The organism is Micromonospora sp. NPDC047740, from assembly GCF_043204735.1.
Classification (GTDB): Bacteria; Actinomycetota; Actinomycetes; order Mycobacteriales; family Micromonosporaceae; genus Micromonospora.
Map to the genome: position 1 here is coordinate 420,221 of NZ_JBIDCT010000001.1, position 19,548 is coordinate 439,768.

The window sequence follows — 19,548 nt, forward strand, 5'->3', positions numbered from 1 at the left end:
GTGTCGGTCGCGGGCGGGTGGGTCAGCGCGGTTGGACGGTGTCGTAGCGCAGGCCGCTGGAGATCTCGCCGGCGCCGACGTGCCGGGCGCGGCCGAGCCAGAGGTGCACCGAGCCGTCGGTCCACCGGGCCAGCTGCCACTGCCGCAGCACCCGGCTGCCGGCGCGCGGCACCTCCTCCTCGGGGAAGGCCAGCTCCACCAGCCGCCCGTCCCGCTCGCGCCAGTCGAGCAGCCGGCTGTAGCCGGTCACCGCGACCGGTGCCCCGTCGCGGTTCGGCTGCTGCAGGGGCACCCGGCGCAGCCGGACCACGTCGGGGCGGTCCTGGGTCGGGCCGGGCAGCAGCGGTACCCAGTTCTCCGGCACGGTGGTGGCGAAGGCGTACGACATGGAGGGCACGTCCGCGTCGGCGTCGACCGGCGGGCGGGGCGGCACGGCGGCCCGGCCGACCTGGGCGGTGCGGTCGATGGGCCGGCCGGTGGCGCCGGTGACAGTGCGTTCGATCGCCCACGCCAGGTTGGCCATCTCGTCCCGGCCGAGGCGGACCTCCTCCACCGGGGTGGAGTCGAGGGTGGCGGCGGCGGTGGCCGGCAGGACCAGCACGTCGGTCGCGCCGCGCCCGTCGGCGGCGGCGGGCCGGAACAGGGCGGTGGACTCCGGGGCGGCGGGCACCAGGGTCTGCCCGCCGAAGGTGTCGGTGACCAGCAGCGAGCGGATCCGGGTGGCCGAGCCGGCCGGCAGTTCCAGTGGCAGCAGGAAGTGGTCGTTGGCGTAGACCAGGCCGTACTCGACCACGAACATCCGGGCCAGGTCGCCGGCCCCGGCGCCGATGCCGGCCAGGTTGACCTGGGCGTCCTCCAGCTCCCAGAACCGGGTCGATGGCATGCCGGCGTACGTGACCGGGCTGGGCAGCAGCACCTTCACCACGTCGTCGACGGCCTTGCGCGCCTCCAGCGTGGTGCCCGGCTCGTGGTCGAAGTGGTACCAGTCCAGCCGGTTCCCGTCGTACTCGTGTGCGGTGAGCACCAGCTCGGCCCGGCCGTCGTGCGCGGCGACGGCCGCCTCGTATTCCATCCGATCCCGGCGCCACGCCGACCCCTCCAGCCCGGGGGCGCTGAACAGCGGGGTGAAGTCGGCCGGCGGCCACGGCGGCTCGGCCGGCCGGGAACTGCCGGGCGCCAGCACGGCGGGCAGTTGCAGCAGGTAGCCGGGGGGTGGCCCGGCGGGCCGGGGCGGTACGCCCAGCCAGGTCAGCCAGTCCGCGACGGCCCGGTTGACGGCGCCGAGCAGGGCGTCGGGCACCTGCGCCTCGCGGACGAAGCGGCCCTCCGCCCAGGCTCGTAACGCCAGCCCCCCGTGCGGCACCCGACCGGCGGCGATACGTAGGTAGCCGACGGTCTCCGGGTCGGCCGCCGAGGCGCCGTCCGGCGGGGTGGCCGGCACTCGGTAGGTGTCGCACAGCCGGGGGGCGAGCTCGCCGGCGTCGGCGGCGGCGAGTAGCCGCAGCAGCTGCTGCCCGCTCTCCACGGCGAACCGCAGGTCCCCGGCGGTCGCGGCGGACTCCCGTTCCACCAGGGCTTCCCACGGCACCCCGGCGGGCAACCCGACCGCCCCGGCGTACGGGCCGGGCCGGTAGCGGGTGAACCGGGCAACCTCGGCGTGCACCCGGGCGGCCACCGGGGAGCCTGCGTCCTCGCCGGTGAACTCGCCGAGCTGCCACTGCCGGGCGAGCAGCCACAACGGGTCGGCGATCCGGGCGTCCACGGCCGGCGCGAGGTCGGCCCGGCGGGTACGCGGCTCCAGCCGGGTCCAGGTGGTGACCGACGGCGCCTCGGTGGCGGCCAGCGGCTGGTCCACGGTGGTCATGAAGCCTCCTTGCCGCCTTGCGGCGTCAGCGTCGCGTCCGGCACGAAGTCGGTGGTGGTCGTGGTCTCGGCGACGTTGGTCGGGAAGTAGAGGGCGGGCAGGAACTGCCCGGCCGCGCCGAGGGAGTCGACGTCCACGGCGCGGGCCAGGGCCAGGTCCAGCGCCTCCTCCAGCACCTGGGCGAGGCTGGCCGGCTGCCAGCTCGTCGCCCCCTGCGGCGCCAGCCCCAGCAGCACCGCCTGCGGGGCGGCGGCGCCGGGTGCGTCGTACTCGAAGGTGAGGCCGGTCTGCACCTTCCCGGCCGGCACCACCTCGGTCCACTCGTCGACCACCAGGCCCTGTACGGGGCGGCTCGGGTCGATGTCGCCGGGGGCGACCACGACCAGGGACAGCGGTTGGGTGTTCGCCTTCGGCGGAGCCTCGCCGACCCAGCGGTCGCCGGGGGCGTACGGCAGCTGGGCCACCCGGACGGTGGCGGGCACCTTCACCACGCCGCCGGCGTCGAGCGCGTCGGCGGTGGTGAGCACCTCCTGCAGCCGGCCCACCGCCGGGCGGACCCGGCCGTAGCGGGACAGCCACCGGCGTACCGGATGGGGTGAGCCGCCCTGCAGCGCATCGCTGGCCCCGAGCGCGGCGGCGAGCAGTGCCGGCTGCGGCGCGGTGGCCTTGGGGAACACCGGCATGTCCGGGCCGAGCAGGGCGCGCAGCCGGGCGATCTGCGCCTCCCGGCGGCGGTCCGGCGGCGCGTCGGGCCGGTCGAAGTCGGTGGTCGGGTTGCAGGTGCAGCCGCCGGGCGGGCACGACGGGCGGTCGTGCAACTCGGCGATCACACGGCAGTGCGCGGCGAGCCGGCGATCCAGTTCGAAGCGGCTGGTGGCGGCGGTGTCGGCGACCGCCCTGGCGCTGCCCGGGCGCTTGGGTGGCGGCACCGCGCCGACCATGCCGAGACCGGCGGCGACGGTGAGCAGGTTCCGGGCGCCGGTCTCGTCCCAGCCGGCGGGCGGCTCGGCGGGCAGCGCGGCCAGCCCGGTGGCGATCCGCCGGGCCGCCTGCCAGGTCTCGTCGGCCTGGGCCTTGGTGCTCTCGTCCACCTGCGGCGGGACCGACGGGTCGGCGCCGAGGTCGGCGGCGACCACCGGCCGGGATCGGCCGTACAGGTCGCGCAGCACGGTGACCGCGTGCAGGAACTCGGCGAGGCTGACCCGGTCCAGCGGCCAGTCGGGCTGCCGCTCGTAGTCCAGTTCGAGCGTCCAGTCGTCGCCGACCTCGGCCGGCCGCAGCGGCCCCCAGGCGTCCAGGGCGATCCGCCGGTCCAGCTCGGCGTCGTCGGGTCGACCGGGGTGCGGCGGCGCGGCCAGCAGGTCCACCGCCGGGGTCTGGATCCGGTCCAGGCTTGCCGGCCGCCAGACGGTGGCGGTGATCCCGTCCGGCGCGTGCCAGCGGAAGCGCCAGAACACCCGGAACGAGGGCGGCAGTAGCACGGAGGTGAGTTCGTCCACGGCGGCCCCGGCGATGCGCGGGTGGTCGCCGCGGGCCGCCGGCCAGTCGTTGCGGAGCCGGGCGAAGCGGGTGTCGTCGTTGATCAGCAGCAGCACCCGGTGGGTGATCGTGGTCCCGGTGACCGGGGTACGGGTGACGTGCAGCTCGGGCGGGTTGGTGGCCGCGCCGGAGGCGGCGTCGACGGCCGCCGCTGCCCGGTTCATGTCGCCGAGGGCAAGCTGGTGCACGCTTTCGGCGAGCAGGGTGTCGGCTACCGCGTCGACCGCGTCGGCCAGCTCGGTGAGGACTTCCGTGACGGCGGCGCGGGCGGTGGCCGGCAGGGCGCGGATCCGGGCGTCGAGGGCACCGGCCTGGTGCAGCCGGTGCAGCTCGAGGCCGTCCACGGTGGCGGCCGACTCGACGGTGGCGGCGATCGTGGTGCGGCCATCGTCGGTCGCGTCGACCCGGTGCGCGCGGACCGGGGCCAGCGCGCGGAACGCCGGCAGGAACTGGTCCCACGGGCCGGTCGGGTGGTCGTGCAGGCCGCGCTCGAAGCGGTAGCCGAGCAGCGCGCCGAGGCTCTGGCCGGCGCGTACCCCGTCGAGGAGTTGCTCGGCGAGGCGGACCCGGCGGGAGGAGAGTTCGACGGCGAGTGCCGGCTCGCCGCCGTGCGTCCGGGAGGCGCTGCGCAGGATCGCGGCGGTCACCGCCTGGGCCGGGGAGGGGGCGTGCACGTGCCCGGCCCCGGCCGGGGCGATGGGCAGCTTCGGCGGTGCCACCGACTCGGGAATGTCGGCCGGGCGGTCCACCAGGGTGGGTGCCCCGGCCGGCGCGAGGTCGACCAGCCAGCCGTAGCCGCCGACGTGTACGCCGGGCGTCGGCCCGCCGGTGAGCTGGGCCAGCCGCCGGGTGGCCAGGGAGGTGATCCAGCCGTCCAGCCGGTGGCTGGCCAGCCCGAGCGTCCCCGCCACGTGCCGGTCCAGGTCGGCGGCGGGCAGCCCGGCGTCGAGGGCGTCGCGCAGCCCGGTCAGCGCGGTGCGGAAGGCCCGCAGGTCGGCGGTGGCGCGGACCTGCCGGGGGTCGTCCCGGACGCCGGCCAGGTGGTCGCCCACCGTGTCCGTGGTGCCCGGCACCGGCACGGCCAGCCGCCGCCGCAGCACCCCGGTACGGTCGCGCGGGCGGACGTCCACCAGCTCCGGCTCGGGGATCTCCGCCGCCGCCGGCAGCGCCGCCTCGGCGGCGAAGGCGTTCGCGGCGGCCGAGTGTTCGGCGATCAGGGCGGCCCGCAGCAGCCGGTGGAACAGCGGCACGGGGCCGTCGCCGGGGCTGACCGGGATCGCGTCGCCGCGCAGCCCGACGGCGGCCAGCGCGTCCAGGTACGCCCGGACCCGGCCGGCGCGGGGTCGCCCAGGCCCGTCGAGCAGCGGGGTGCCCAGCGCGTACGCCTGCTTGGCGAAGACCGCCAGGGACAGCCGGGGGTCGGTGGGGCCGCCCAGCCCGACGGCGGCCAGCAGGTCCCGGGCCGGTTCCACCACCTGCTCCCGCCAGTCCGGCCCGAGGCCGAGCCGGGCGAAGCGCCACAGCCAGCTGACGTATTCGTTGCCGAGCATGCTGCGGGCCCGGACCTCCAGCACCCGGGCGTCGGTGGCGAGGATCTCCAGCAGGGTGCCTTCCGGGTCGGGCAGGCCAGGCACGATCCGCGGGACGGGGGAGGGCAGCCAGACCCGCCGCCACAGGTTGTTCAGCAGCGCCACCGCCTTCGCCTCGCCCGGCCCGGCCGGCTGCCAGTCACGCAGGCTCGCCACCGGCAGCAGCCCGTACGGTTGCCGGCCCACCCGCAGCGTCGGCAGTGGACCCTCGGCGTGCACGTGGTCGACGAAGTGGGCGCGTACCGCGGCCTGCTCGGCCGGGGCGGCCACCGGCAGCAGGTGCCGCAGCAGGCCGCCGAAGCTGGCCGGCCAGAGCAACCGGCGGACCAGCCGGCCGGTGGGGCGGTCGACGGCGGTCGCGCCGCTGCCCCGGGCCAGCGCGGTCGGCGCGCCGGTGCGGGCCGGCCGCCGGCGGGCGGCGGCGAGCGCGTCGGCCGGGGCCGCGGTCAGCGGGACGCCGAGCGCGGTGGCGACCAGGGCGGCGGCGGACTCCGGCGCGGCGGCCTCGGCGGCGCTGTCCGCGGTGCCTACCGCCGCCACGGTCGGGGTGGCCGCCGGGGTGTCCGTGTCGGTGTTGTTGGTGGGGGTGCCCGGGGCGAGGAACGCCAGCCCGTCGGTGGCGGCGTGCGCCTCCAGCAGCCGGCCCAGCGCCGCGGCGGACCCGGCCGGGCCGGTGGTGCTGTCCAGGCCCAAGACCAGCAGCCGCTCCACCGGCTCCGGCTGGCCCTTGGCGTCGACGGGGACGGTGACGGTGAGCGCCATGCCGGCGGCGACGGCGGTGGCGAAGTCGACTGTCCAGCGCATCCCGTCGTCGACCGGGGGCGCCTCGGCGGAGAGCCGGGCGATGCTGCTGTCGCCGGTGAGCACCGGGCTGGGGCCGACCGGGAGGTTGGGGGTGACCGAGCTGGACGTGCCGGTGAACAGCTTGCCGCTGGTGGTGCGGCCGACCGCGTACCACCGGGTGGGCAGCAGCCGGGCCCGGGCCGGTTCGCACCACGGGCCGGGGCGGGTGAGCGGGTCGGGGAAGACGCCGCCGGCCGGTTCCAGCACCCGGGCGATCCACGCCGCGCGAGGCGCGCCGAAGCGGCGCACCAGGTCGCTCCAGGCCGCCTCGTCGGGGGTGTCGGTCAGCCCGCCCGGCCGCCCTTCCCCCCAGTACGCCCGCCCGGCGGCGATCTCTTCGGCGGTCAGCCCGGGCTCGTGGTCGTCGACGTGGATCTGGTCGGGATAGACGCGGATCTTCAGGGTGGCGCCGGCGAACCGGGTCTCCAGGCGTACCGGCAGCATGACCGCCGGGGCGGTGGGGGTCAGCGTCCACGGGGTGCCGGTGAGCGCGCCGGACAGCGGCGGCCGGTCGGCGGCGTACGACGAGGTGCTCATGCCCTCACCTCGCTCCGCTCGGCGCCGGCATGAGGCACCTCCGCGCTGTGCTGATGATTCGGTCGCTGACGCTTGCTCATGGCTGGCTCTCCGGCGTCGGTAGCAGGTCGCTGGCGTGGCGGGCCAGGAGGACGGGGCGTTGCAGGAGCGCGCGGGCGGTGTCGGCGGCGTTGCCGTCCCGCCGGGCGGCGAAGACCACCGCGTCCGGCGGCAGCGGGTCGCCGGCGAGGTCCACCCCGAACCGGGGCGCGGCCGGCTGTTCGCGGAGCACGAAGAAGTGCCCGGCCGGCCCGTCGGCCTGGCGGCCGGCGCCGCGCGCCACCGCGGCGGTGTACGGGAAGCCGAACAGCAGCAGGTCGGGGGAGAGCCAGGCGTTGAAGATGGGCAGTACGTCCGGCCCGGTGGGGGTGCGTTCCTCCGCGCCGGTCCAGCTCGCGGCCCGCATGGTGACGATGGTGGACGGGTAGCGGCGCAGCAGTTCACCGCGGATGACCAGCACCAGCGACTGTTCGCCGGGCGCGCCGACGGCGGTCAGGTGGCTGCCGAGCGGTCCGTTGCGCCAGGCCGGGTCGGTCAGCGGCGGGATGTCGGTGAGCGGCGCGCCCGCCGAGACGGCCCCGCGTACGTCCCAGAACTGCCGGAACCAGGTCTGCTTCGGGTCGGCGGGGAACTCCCGCCACAGCATCTCCCGGCTCATCTCGTGGTTGAGCCCGACCAGGAACGCCTCGATGAACCGGGGGTTGGCGGCCAGCGCGGTCAACGTCTCCGGCGCCACCGCCGGCAGGTTCGGCACCACGTGCTCCTGGGAGAGCCCGCGCAGCAGCTCGTAGGCGGGCACGTCGAAGGTGACCCCGGCGAGCAGCCGGCGCAGCGGGTCGCCGCTGTCGGGCAGGGCGTCGACCAGGTCGCTGTCGCCGAGGGTGAGCCCGGCCAGCACCTCGCCGGCCACTGCGGTCTCCGGGCGTACCGTCTCGCGTACCGCCGCGGCGGCGGTGGCCACGTCCACCGGGGCGGGCCGGTGGTCCCGGGCCAGTGCCTGGGCCGGGGCGAGCCGGCCCTGGTGGCGGGCGGCGGCGGCCATGAAGTCGTCGCCCATCTTGGCCCGGTCGGCGACCAGGTCGGCGCGCAGGTCGGCCAGCGCGACGGTCAGGCCCCGGGCGGCGCCGGTGTCGGCGGCGCCGGTCAGCGTGGCCGCGTCGGTCCAGCTCACCGGTACGCCGTCCGGGTCGAGGTCGAAGGCGGCCCGGTAGGTGACGGTGCCGCCGGTGCGTCGGGCCACCACCAGGTCCGGCCGCCGGGTGCCGGTGATGTCGGCCACCGCCACGCCCGCCGCGTCCGCGGTGGCCGTTGCCACCTCGTCCCGCACCGGCTGGGGTGCGGTCCACCCGCCGACCACCCGGCCGCGCCGGTTGAGCCCCCGCCCGGTGAGGTAGCGGGCCACGCCCGTGCCGCCCACCGTGCCGACGGCGAAGACCAGCAGGTCGGGCACCTGGTCACCGGTCATGTCCACCAGGTCGATGCCGACCGAGGTGATCCGGTCGAGCTGCATCGGGGTGGGCAGCGAGTCCGTCCAGCCGTTGGTGACCGTGCCGGTCTCGTCGAGTCGCCAGCCGATCCGGTAGAGCACCCGGTTGTCGGCGCCGCCGGCCCGGTTCAGCGCGTATCCGACGATCAGTTCGGGGCGGCCGTCGCCGTCCAGGTCGGCCAGGGCCACATCGAGCCCGGCGACCTCCCCGCTGACCGGGTCGGGCAGCTCGTACGGTCCGGTCCAGCCGCCGCTCGCCGTCCCGTTCGCGGTGGCGTCCCGGCCCACCCAGTACGCGATCCGGCAGGTGCCGGTCACGGTTCCGGGCAGCAGCGCGGCGGTGAGGAGGCTGGGCCGGCCGGTCGGCAGGACGGTGCCCAGGGTGGTGGCGGTGGCCCGGGCTACCGCCGGGATCGCCGGCCCGTCCACCGCGGCGGTCAGCGCCGGCTCCCGCACCGTGCCGTCCTCGCCGAGGTTGTGGGCGACCTGGATCCGGGGCCGGCTGCCGGTGCCCTGGGTGACCGTGTGGGTGAGGAGCAGCGAGGTGAGCAGCCCCACCTTCGGCGCGAACCGCACGTCGGCCGGGGCGGGGGCGTCGACCGGTCCGGCGCCGCGCGGGTCGGCCGGGGTGCCGTGGTCGACCCATCGAGCCGAGGCCGAGTAGCCCCAGCGGTACGAGGTGAGCCGGCCGTCGGCGGTGACCGCGAAGAGTTCGCCGTCGCGGTCGTCGCCGAGCACCGGCCCGGGCCGGTGCGCGCCGAGCCCGCCGGCGGGGACCGCGGTGGTGACCGCGTCCCAGCCCCAGAAGTAGCGTTCGTACCCGTCGTGATACCAGACGAAGCGGCGCATCAGGCGTACGTCGGCGGGGTTGGCGGTGCTCGCGGCGAGGACGATGATGGCCGGGCCTTCCTCGTGGCCCAGCGGCGCCGCGTCCTGGGCCAGCGACACCACCCGGCGGCCCTCCGGCACCGGGTCGTGCTGCTGCGTCGTCCCGTCCCCGTACAGCGACACCAGCTGCCCATCCGGGGTGACGTACTGGATGCCGATCCGGGGCGTCGCTCCCGGATGCGAGTGCTGGGCGGCCGGGGAGCCCCAGACGGCCGGCCCGCCGAACGACCGCCACTGCCCGTTGTGCGCGAACAGCCGGTTGCTGCTCGTGGCGACCAGCACGCCGACGAACGACGGCCGGGGGGTGCCCCAGAGGCGTTCGTTGCCGCCGACCGGGGTACCCAGCGAGGTCCAGGAGCGGCCTGTCGGGTCGAAGCGCCAGAGCGCGCCGTCGCCGCCGAGCACGTACAGCAGCGAGCCGCCGACCACCGGCCGGCTGTGCACGCCGCCGGTCGGGGCGCCGCAGTCGGCCCACACCCATCGGTCGCCGTCCCAGCTCCGTTCGAACAGCCGGCTGTTGCGGGTACGCACGTACACCCGGCCGGGCAGGACGGCGGCGGAGGTCGCCGCGGCGGTGCCCGGCGGGCTGCCGTGGTCCCGCCAGACCCAGTTTTCCGGGCCCGAGCCGAGCCGGCGCCGCTCGAACAGCCGGCCGTCGGCCGCCCCAATGAAGAACCGGTCGCCGGTGAGCAGGTCACCGCCGTTGGTGACGACCCGGGTGACCGGGTCGTCGGCGGCCAGCGCGGTGCTGGGGGCCGCCGCGGCGCGCAGCCCGGTGGTCCCGGTGCGCCACCAGCCGTTCGCGGCGGCCTGTTCGATCACCGCGCGGGTCAGGTCGCCCACGCCACGGCCGTCGCTGACCAGGCTGTCCAGGACCGTGCCGCCGGCCGGCACCCGGGCGGGCGGTACCGCGCTGGCGCCACCGGCCAGCCGGGTCAGCGCCGCCGCCGCGGCGTCGGTGGCCACCCGGCGGGCCAGCGGCCCGCGGGAACGCAGCAGCCGGCGGACCGGCGCCGAGGTGGCCGCCTTCGCGCCCGGATTGTCCGCCAACTGCTGGTCGAGCGGGTCGGCGGTGTCGGCGGCGAGGCCGCGGGTCGGCACCTCGACGAGGTCGTGCACCGGCTGGGTCAGGGCCACGAGACGGTCGTCGTCGACCGCCGCGCTGGGGGCGTGGGGGTCGACCCGGCGGGCGAACAGGGCGGTGGCGGTGTCCCGGGCGGCCTGGCCCCGGCGCAGCTGTTCGTTGGCCTCGCGGATCTCGGCGGCCCGCTGCCAGGCTGCCGCCGCCAGGTCCTCCTGGTGCCGCTGCACCACCTGGGTGCCGAGCGCGGCCGCCGTGCGGTAGCGGGGGTCCAGGTTGAGCCCGGCCAGCCAGCGTGGCTCCGCGCCGGGGGCGGGCAGTTGGGTCTCCTGGCTGTGGATGTCGCCGTACAGCGGCGGGGTGAGCCGGTCCGCCGCGTGCCGCAGCAGCCCGGTCAGGGCGGTCTGCCAGGCGGTGCGCACGTCGTCGGCCCAGTTGGTCGGGGTCATGCCGGGCGCGGCGAGGGCGCCCTCGAAGCCCAGCACCGAGCGGCCCTCGACGCCGTTGTCGGGCTGCTGCGGCAGGCCGCCGCCGGGCGCGGCAATGTCCACCGGCTGTCGGCCGACGTCGTCGGGCAGCGGTCGGGCCCGTAGCCGGCGGGCGAGCGACTCGAAGTCGCCGTCGGGTCCGGTGCGGAACGTCCAGTGGTGGTAGACGGGCAGCAGCACCGGGTCGTCGGGTCCGGGGTGCGCCGACCCGGGTCCCCAGGCCGGCGCGAGCGGACCGGCGTCGTTGACCGGCTCGCCGAGGCCGGCGCGGACCCCGGCCTCAAAGGCGGGGACCACGGCGGCCAGGTAGTCGGCGCCGGCGGCGAGCCGGCGCGGGCAGAGCAGTCGGGACAGGGTACGTTCCGGCGCGCCGTGGATCACCGTGGCGATGTCCTCGTCCTCGGTGGTGACCAGCACCTGGGCGTGTGCCCAGGCCCACGAGTCGGCCAGCGCGGGCAGTTGCCGCACGGTGCTGGCGAGCCGGGGCAGCGTCTGGCCCGCCTCGGTGCGCAGCTCGCCGCCGCCGTCGACGGGCACCACGACCAGGACGAGCCAGGGGCGCAGGGCGCCCCGGGCGTCGGGCTTCGCCGGGGTGTACAGCCAGGGCAGGTCGGGCCGGTCGAACTCGACCGCGGCCAGCAGGGACACCTCGACGTTCTCCGCGCCCGGCGCCGGGTAGCTGCGGATGATCTCCTGCGGGTCGAGGCCGACGACGTCGCCGGGGCCGTGCAGCAGCGCGGTCGAGGTGCCGACGATCTCCTGGGTCGTACCGGTCGCGGTCTCGGTGCCCAGGGCGGTGACCTTGAGGCTGACCGTGGCCCGGGCGTGCGGCAGGGCCCCGGCCAGCGGATCGGTGTCGGCGACGACGCGGGTGACCCCGTCGCGTACCCAGGGCAGGAAACGCAGGCCACCCATGTCAGCGGACCTCCAGCTCGGCGGGGACGATCCGGGGCTGCGGCACCCGGACCCGGGGGCGGCGCAGGGTCCCGGCGCGCCGGGACGGGGACCGTTCGGGGGTGTCGGCGCCGCGGCGCGGGCCGGGGATCGGGCCGGCGTCCGTCGCCCGGGCCGCGCGGCGGGGCGCGGGAACCGTCAGGCCGGCGTCGCCGGGGCCGGCGTCGGCCAGGGTGAACGCCGGGCCGGTGAAGCGGGCCGGCCCGGCGCGGCGGCTGCCGGCGAACGCGGCCGGCGAGGTGGCCGCGAACCGGGCCAGCAGGTCGCCGCCGTCGGCCGCCGCCGGGCGGCGTGTTACGGGCAGCGGGCGGCCGGCCGCGTCCGGGTCGTCGATGATGATCCGGTCGTACGCCGAGTCGTCGCTGAGCGCGGCGAAGGTGGTCTGCGCGGTCGGGGGCAGTGCGGTGCCGTCGGGCAGCGCCACGGTGCGGCCGGCCGCGAGGCGGACGAAGCCGGGGGTGGTGAGCTGCTCCACGGGCGACAGGTCGCGGAACTGGCCGGGGGCGAAATCGTCCTCGACCGGCTCGCCGAGCTGGCCGGTGAGCTCGTCGTCGCCGGCGCCCACGCTTACCCCGGTGAGGGTGAACCGGTTCGCACCTTTGATCTTGGAGGTGCCCATCCGGGACAGGTCGGTGTCCAGCGGCAGCACGTTCTCCCGCACCGCGAGCAGGGCGCCCGGTTGCAGCAGCACCGGTCCGGTCCAGCCGGTCAGGTCGCGCAGGGTCACCGGTTCCCCGGCGGTGAGGGCGGGCCGGACCTCCCAGGCGTCGGGGGCGCTCAGGGCGTTGTGCAGCGCCTCGGCCGCGTCGACGTACGTGGGCTCGTCGGTGGCCGCGGTGTCCCCGTCGGTCCAGGAGAACTTCGCCGACACCTCCCAGAACAGGAACTTGATCCGGGCCTCGCCCCAGGCCCGCCACGGTTTCGGCCCGCTGACCCCGACCAGCAGGTTGACCGCCAGCAGCTCGGTGTCCTTGTACTTCAGCGACACCGTCGCGCCGATCTCGGCGGTGAACCAGAACGGCTTGAACTGGAACATCACGTCCAGCCAGGCTCGGCCGTCGATGACGAAACCGCCGCCCTCGAAGTGCAGCTTCAGCTCGGCCCCGAATTGGGCGGTGTTGCTGGTGACGGCGAGGTACGCGGTCAGGTCCAGGCCCTTGCCGGACTTCGACAGGGCGATGCTGAACCGCTTGACCGGCGGGAACCCTGGTGGGGCGGTGAACTTGGGGTGGAAGCCGCCGATCGACAGGGCGAACGCCTTGCCCGCGCCCCATCGGGCGCGCAGCGCCATCTCTCCGGAGACGGGCCGGCCGAACAGCTTGGAGTCGATGAGGGCGGCGTCGACGCTGATCTCACGGCGGGCGAAGTCCACGATGCCCGCCGAGTCGAGCCGGAACTTTCCGGCCTCCTTGAAGTCGATGACCAGCTTGCCGAGCAGCAGGATGCGGACCGGGTCGGGGAACTCGACCAGCACGGCCAGGTCGGCGGTGACCTGCCCGTTGAGGAAGTTCAGCCGCACCATCGCGCCGAGCACGGTGCCGGTGGTGTCGACCGGGAAGATCCGGCTGAGGGTGGCGATGACGGCGGGCGCGTTGCCGACCGGGTCCTGGGGGAAGAGCAGCGCGTCCAGGGTGCCCGTGCGGGCGGCGTTGCGTACCTCCTCCGGGTTGGTCCGCCGGTTCCAGCCGACGACGAGGCCCAGCCCGGTGATGGAGATGCCCCAGAACAGCATCAGTCCGGGGAACCACTCGTAGGTGCCGGCGAGCAGCAGCGAGAAGGTGTGCCCGCCGTCGGCCTCGGTGAGCCGGGTGCCGTCCGGGTTGCGGGTGTTGAGGATGGCGGTGGCCTGGAGCCGGAACCCCTTCATCGGGGCGAGCGGGGTGGTGGAGGTCATACCGAGCTGCAGCACCCCGGCGTACATGCCGCGGGCCTCGTCGACGAACAGGTAGCCGCCGCCGGAGACGATGCCGTTGTCCATTCGCAGCGCGACGCCGTCCGGTCCCTTGAACCGGGGGCGCAGGTCGGCCGCGCCGAGGTTGCCGGCGGTGGCCTGGTCACCGGAGCCGGCCGGCAGCGCCGGCGGGAAGGTCAGGTCGGCGCGGACGCCGATGTTCTGCACCACCGCGTGCAGCGGGCCCAGCGCGGCCCGGACCGTGGTGGTGAGGGTCAGGCTCAGCGCCCGGGTGGCGGTGTCCGCCTCCAGCGCGACGCGCAGCCCTTCCAGGCCGAGGCCGTGCCAGGACAGGTGCAGCGGGTACTCGGCGGCGAGCGCGGCCGCCCCGGACAGGTGCAGCCCGCCCCGCAGCGACCAGGCCAGCCCGAGGTCGAGCCCGACCCGCAGCCCGTCGGCGGGGAGCAGCTTGGCCAGCAGCCCGTCACCGTCGCCGGGGCGGACCACGAGTTCCGCCCGGCCGGCCCGGATGCTCAGCTCGACGTCGTCGCGGCCGGCGCCGAGGCTGGCCTTGCCGCCGATGACGAGCTGCCCGATGGCGAGGTGGGTGCCGCCGGGGGCGCCGAGGATCCAGCCGGGCTGCCCGGCCGGGGCGATCCGGGCGACCTCGGCGGCCCACTTCACCACCGCGCTGTCGCCGCTGAACGTCACCCCCTGGCTGTTGATCGCGAGCGCCGGCCCGGCGCCACTGAGGTCGGTGGCGACGTTCCACGCCCCGATCGAGCCCTCCAGGTGCGCCTCGCCGGTGGGCGCGAGGATCACCGTGAGCCGGCCGTCCCAACTGGCCAGGCCGGCGGTGACCCCGATGCCGAAGGTGGGGCTCCACGGGGCCAGTCCCGCGCCGGGCGGTGGTGCGCCGTCGGGCGTACGCCGGCCGCTGAAGCGCAGCCGCAGCAGGCTGTCGGCCAGCCGCCGGCCGACCTCGCCCTGGTCCGGCCCGAGGTCGGGGCGGACGCCCTGGTCGGCGTCGAGGCCGAACGCCCGCAGCGCCCGGGCCAGCCGGGGCAGCAGCCGCGCGGACAGTTCGGCCACCCCCGCCGGGGTGTCCCAGCCGTCCGGGGCGTACAACGTGCGGAAGTAGCCGCCGGGGTCACGGATCAGGTCGACGACCCGGTCCAGGTGCAGCTCATCGCGGCGCTTGGGTAGCCGGATCGGCGAGTCGTTCGGCGGCATCGGCAGGCTGGGCGGGTTGGCGGCGGCCGGATCGACGAGGCCGAGCAGGTCGAGCACCGGCACCGACCAGGGCACCCGACGCAGCAGGTAGGTCAGCACCAGCAGGTCGACCAGGTCGTCGGCGAGTTCGGCGGGCAGCCCGGGCACGTCGGGCAGGCCGCCCTTCACGGTCGGCAGCTCGCCGATCTTCCCGAAGGCCTTCCCGGCCGCCTCAGCCACCTTGCCGAGCCCGGCCAGGGTGTCGAGCTTGTTGTCGTTGCGGACCACCGACAGCGCGGCCAGGGCCTCCTCGACCGTGGCGGCCCACTCCTCGAAGTGGGCGGCGTCGAAGCCGCTGACCGCCTCCAGGTCCCAGCCGAGCGCGCGCATCAGCCGGGCCCGCCGCCACGGGTCGTACGCGGACAGCACCGGCTCGGCCAGCAACCGGACCTCGTCCCAGAGCAGGGCGAGGGCGTTCTTCGGCTCGGTCATCGCAGCTCACGTCCTTCCGTGCCACCGGTCATGCCGTCACCCTCGGCAGGTCGCTCAGGTCGAGCCGCAGCGAACCGCGGGCGGGGGAGAGGGTCCGCTCGGCCGCGGGCAGCACCGCGACGGGCAGCGTGTAGCGGTGCCCGGTCGGCCAGCCGGGCCAGCCGACGAGCGTGGTCAGCGCGGCGGCCACCGGCGCGTCGGCGGCGACGACCTGCCCGACTGCGGTGATCAGCGCGGTCTCGTGCAGGTCGGTCCAGCCGGTGGGCGGGCCGCTGAAGTCCGGGCCGAGCGCCTTCGCCCGGGCCAGCACGGTGTGCAGTTCGCTGGCCGCCCGGGCCCGGGTGCGGAACTCGGCCTTCTCCGCGCGGGAGGCCGGCGGCCCGACCGCGACGAGCTGGTGTGCCCGGTACTGCTGCCAGCAGGCCAGTAGCGCCACGGACCGCTCGGAGGTGAAGACGTCGCCGATGCGGGCCCGGCGCGGATTGCCGTCGGCGCCGGTCACGTCCGGCACGGTCGGGGTCACCGCCGGGTCCGGCGAGTCCCAGTCGGTGACCAGCAGGTCGTGCAGCCGCTGCCGGGCGACGGTCCACAGGCCCCGGCGCACTCCGTCGTGGGTCCGCAGGGCCAGCGCGTACCGGTGCATCCAGTGCCAGGAACGCAGTCCGAGCAGTTCCAGCGTGGTGCCCACCGCCTCGCGGGCCGCGCCGGTCGAGTCGGTCTCCGCGGGCCGGGCCCGCAGCACCCGCAGCTCGGGGTAGAGCAGCCCGCCGCCGTCCTTTCCCCAGCCGGGCACGGCGTTGACTCCGCCCTGCCCGCCGAGCGTGTCGTACGCGTCCCGGTCGGTGGCCCGCAGAAAGGCCAGGTACGCCCACATCTCGCCCGGCTCGGCATTGATGTCCAGCGCCGGCGGCGGCGCGGTGGGCGCCGTCTGCGGCCCGTGCGCCCGCCAGCCGAACGGCCCGAACCGGAGCACCGCGGGGTCGTCCGCGGTCACCCGGTCCAGCCAGCCGCCGGCCGCGTCGGGCACCTGGTTCTCGGCGACGGCGCGCAGCACCTTGAAGGTGGACAGCTGGCGGGCGGCCCGGGTACCGGCGTCGCCGCCGGTGCCGATCGTGGCGACCAGGTCGGTCAGGGCGGGACCGGTGCCGTGTCCCGGCGGAACGGGCAGGACGGACTCCGGCAGCAGCTCCGACTCGCCGTCGAGGACCGGCCCGCTCCACTGCGCGTCGGTCGGGTGCGCGCGGTACCCACCCAGCCGGATCAGCTCCGGGTGCCCGGGCGGCGCGCCGCCGGCACCCGCCGGCCGGCCGGTGACCACCCGGGAGTAGAGCCGCCGGTCGGTGGCGGTGACGTCGTCGAAGAGCCAGACGTTCGGCTGGTCGAGGCGCTGCGGGGTGTCCCCGGAGACCTGCCAGGATTCGACCACGACGGGGCAGCGCCACCGCTTGTCCAGCCAGTGCTGGATCGCCACCTGGGTGGCCAGGTCCGCCACCCCGCTGATCGGCCCGAGGTAGCGGTCGGCCTCCGGCACGTCGACCGGTTGCAGCCGGTCGGACCAGCGGGGCGCGGTCGCGCCGGTCGGCTCGATCGCCGCCCGCTCCCGCCGGGCGTACGCCTGGAACTCCCGGACCGCCCAGTAGGTGACGATGCCGTACGTCCCGTCGGTCTCGCCCGGGGTGCGGAAGCCCAGGGTGGCCAGGTCGTGCTGGAGGCGGCTCACCCAGCGGTCCGTGACCAGTTCCGCCGGCCGCTCCACCCCGTCGTAGCAGGCCTTCGCGCTGGTGGTGGCGTCGTGGTCGTCGGGCCGCAGCACGAACCCGCCGTAGGGCGGCGGCTTGGTCAGCGAGCAGCCGAGCGAGAGGTCCACGGTGTAGGTGGTCAACGCGGCGGCCCGGTCCTCCCCGGGCAGGTGCCACCAGAGCCGTTGGGTGGCCGACTTGCACTCGCCGGGCGGCCAGCTGAAGGTGATCTCGCCGAGGTTGTTCCGCCCGACGATCTCCTTGCCGTTGCCCCAGGACCCCTTGTAGTGGTCGAGGTTGCGGGCGGCTGCCAGGTACTGGGAGAGGGCCTGGTCGCGGGGCAGCCCGGCCGGGTCCACCACCGGCTCCGGTACGCCGTCGCGGTGTACCGTCGGGTCGGCCTCGTCGTGCCGGAGGAACTGCACGTACACGTTCCAGTCGGGTTGCCGGCCGAGCAGCTTGAGCGCGTCGAGGTCGCTGACGGCCGGCCGGCCGGACACCCACCAGCCGGTGGTGGCGTCGGCGCCGACGGTCACCTGTACGCCGGCCCGCATCCGCTGCCCCTCCTTGCCGGGCAGCTCGTTGGCCCAGCCGACCAGGTCGATCCGGCCGGTCACGTCGAGCAGCGGCACGTACCCGACGTCGTGCAGGATCCGGGTCATCGAGTCCTCGTTGCGGAAGGCGCTGGCGACGAAGCCGGCGAGCACGCCCTCGGTGCGGTTGATCCCCTCGTACGGCTTGGCCGGGTCGGGGCCGCAGGCGTAGGGGAGGGTCGCCGAGTAGCGGATCCGCTCGGCGGAGCCGAAGTGGATGTCCCCGCCGAGCAGCACCAGCCGCCGGCGGCGGATCCCGTCCGGTCCCGGCGGCGCGGCGGCGAAGAGCCGGGCCAGGATCTTGTGCACGGCGGCGTCGCTGGCCACCCAGGCGTCCTCCGCGTCGGCGGTCCACCGGCCGGCGGTGGCCTTGGCCAGCGGCTGGGCGACCTGCTCGAGGATGGGTACGCCGAACAGCGCGACCGGCTGGGCCACCACGGTCACCGCGTCGTCGCCGAGCACCCCGCCGCCGGTGAGCATGTCGTTGAGCGGGTGGTCGTCCAGCAGCAGCCCGCCGGGGTTGCCGTTGCCGCCCGGATACTGCCGCCAGGTGCGGGTGTCCAGGGCGATCAGCTGGTAGCGGGGCCAGGTGACCGTGTAGTGGTAGGTCAGCGCGCCGGCCGGCCGAACCAGCCTGCCCTCCGGGGTGACTCCGGTGGGCAGGCCGAGCCGGGTGCGCAGTATGACGTCGTTGTTCTCGTCGTCGGGCGTGGTGCACCAGCCCCGCAGCGCGGTCAGGGCGGCGCGTCCGGGCTCCCCGGCGTCGCCGGTCTCGGCGAACCGCTCGGGGGTGTTGCCCCAGGCCTGGAAGACCACGAAGGCGGCCATCCCGTTGCGCACGATGCGCCGGCCCAGCGCCGAGTTGACCACCGCGTCGTTGACCCAGGACCGGGTCATGTTCCAGTCGTCGGTGACCTCGTGGTCGTCGGCGACCATGTACGTCGCCACGTTGGCGAGCTGCCGGCGCACCGCGGTCAGGCCGGTCCGGAAGGTGGCCAGGGCGATGGCCTGCTGCTGCCAGCGCTCCCAGCGTTCGATGATCTCCTTCTGCTGCGCGCTCGGGGAGTACGCCCGGCCGGCGCGCATCAGGTCGTACACCGTCTCGCCGGGCCGGCGGCCCTGTGGGTCCTTCAGGATGCGGGTGTCGGCGGGCAGCACGTGCTCGAACGTCGGCCAGCTCGCGGGCCACAGCACGTCCGACCAGGCCAGCAGGTACATGCTCAGGAACTCGCGCAGCGACATGAGGTGGCTGTGGGCGGCGCCGGAGGTGAACTTGGCGTCCCGCTCGATGGGGGTGGCCCGCTTACCCGGCAGGTAGGTCAGGTCGGTCGGCGGTGAGCTGGTGCCCACCGGCATCGCCTCCGGCACCAGCCCGAGCCGTGCCGCGACGCCCTGATACGCGGGCACCGCCGGGTCGCTGCCGCTGGCCGGGAGGGCGTCGTGGCCATGGATGATGGCCAGCAGCGGGTCGGCCACGTCGTCGGCGTAGATCTGGTCGCCGCCGAGGATGAGCTGGTGCGGGCGCAGTGCCGGGTCGGCGCCGGCGGCGGCGATGATCGGGTCGAGGACGGGGAAGGCGTCCTGGCCCTCGCCGTGCGGCTTGCGGCACGAGCCGTGGAAGATCCGCAGCTGGTTCGGGTCGGTCGGCGGCGTGACGAAGGTGGGCACGGCCGGCATCGCGGCCGACGCCTGCGGGTGGCCCTGGTAGGTCAGCGCCGCCCGAGCGCTCGCCGCGCTGGCGGCCACCACGTCGGCGTCGAACAGGCTGCCCGCGCTGAAGCCGCCGGAGAACGCCAGGTCGTAGCCGTAGAGGGTGCCCGGCTGCAGGGTGACCCCGGCGACGGTGACCGCCACGACGTGCAGCCGGTCGGCGAGCCGTACCGTGGCCCGGCTGCCGGTGCCCACGGTGGCGCCACGGGCGTACCCGGGGCCGGGGCCGAGCGGGAAGACGGTCAGCGTCACCGTGCACTCGGCGCGCAGGGCGACGAACACGGTGACGCTGGTCGGGTCGACGCGGCGCACGATCGGGCCGCAGAGTACGAGCGGCAGGCCGGTCGGAGCGGTCATGCGGGGTCCCTTTCGCCCTCGGCCGTGAAGTGTCGACCTCGATTGAAGTCACCGTGGTTGCCCGCGCCTACGGCGCAACAGCGCGAAGGTTCCGGCTGGCCGGACGACAACCATGGGTCCGACGACGGGCGCCCCGACCCGTCCGGGGTGGTTGAACGTCTACTCAGGTCTTTCCGCTGACGGGGACCCGACGGTCGCTTGCCGGGGCCGACGGGCGGGGGCTAGTGCGCCATCCACCAACGTTCG

5 protein-coding genes are annotated in these 19,548 nt (G+C 75.9%); all 5 read right to left on the reverse strand.

What is annotated here, in order from left to right; all coding sequences use genetic code 11:
• Positions 1-22: 22 nt before the first annotated feature.
• The 5 genes from ACGF4F_RS01920 to ACGF4F_RS01940 all read right to left on the reverse strand — a co-directional run bounded on the left by ACGF4F_RS01920 (position 23) and on the right by ACGF4F_RS01940 (position 19,302).
• Positions 23-1,864: a hypothetical protein gene (locus tag ACGF4F_RS01920; protein WP_393073934.1), complete on the reverse strand. Its 1,842-nt coding sequence runs from the start codon at positions 1,862-1,864 to the stop codon at positions 23-25.
• Positions 1,861-6,372, reverse strand: coding sequence for a hypothetical protein (locus ACGF4F_RS01925; RefSeq protein ID WP_393073937.1), 4,512 nt, complete (start codon positions 6,370-6,372; stop codon positions 1,861-1,863). The genes ACGF4F_RS01920 and ACGF4F_RS01925 overlap by 4 nt, the downstream gene beginning before the upstream one ends.
• Before the next feature lie 76 nt (positions 6,373-6,448).
• Positions 6,449-11,269, reverse strand: a complete 4,821-nt coding sequence (locus ACGF4F_RS01930) for a hypothetical protein (RefSeq protein ID WP_393073940.1) — start codon at positions 11,267-11,269, stop codon at positions 6,449-6,451.
• Position 11,270: 1 nt separating this feature from the next.
• Entirely contained in the window at positions 11,271-14,903 is a 3,633-nt protein-coding gene (locus tag ACGF4F_RS01935; RefSeq protein WP_393073943.1) for a DUF6603 domain-containing protein, read from the reverse strand.
• Between the two features lie 28 nt (positions 14,904-14,931).
• Positions 14,932-19,302, reverse strand: coding sequence for a peptidoglycan-binding protein (locus ACGF4F_RS01940; protein WP_393073946.1), 4,371 nt, complete (start codon positions 19,300-19,302; stop codon positions 14,932-14,934).
• Positions 19,303-19,548: the final 246 nt, after the last annotated feature.

Coding starts and splice junctions, on each gene's coding strand:
- ACGF4F_RS01920 (WP_393073934.1), bottom strand. CDS start 1,864: ATGACCACCGTGGACCAGCCGCTGGCCGCCACCGAGGCGCCGTCGGTC.
- ACGF4F_RS01925 (WP_393073937.1), bottom strand. CDS start 6,372: ATGAGCACCTCGTCGTACGCCGCCGACCGGCCGCCGCTGTCCGGCGCG.
- ACGF4F_RS01930 (WP_393073940.1), bottom strand. CDS start 11,269: ATGGGTGGCCTGCGTTTCCTGCCCTGGGTACGCGACGGGGTCACCCGC.
- ACGF4F_RS01935 (WP_393073943.1), bottom strand. CDS start 14,903: ATGACCGAGCCGAAGAACGCCCTCGCCCTGCTCTGGGACGAGGTCCGG.
- ACGF4F_RS01940 (WP_393073946.1), bottom strand. CDS start 19,302: ATGACCGCTCCGACCGGCCTGCCGCTCGTACTCTGCGGCCCGATCGTG.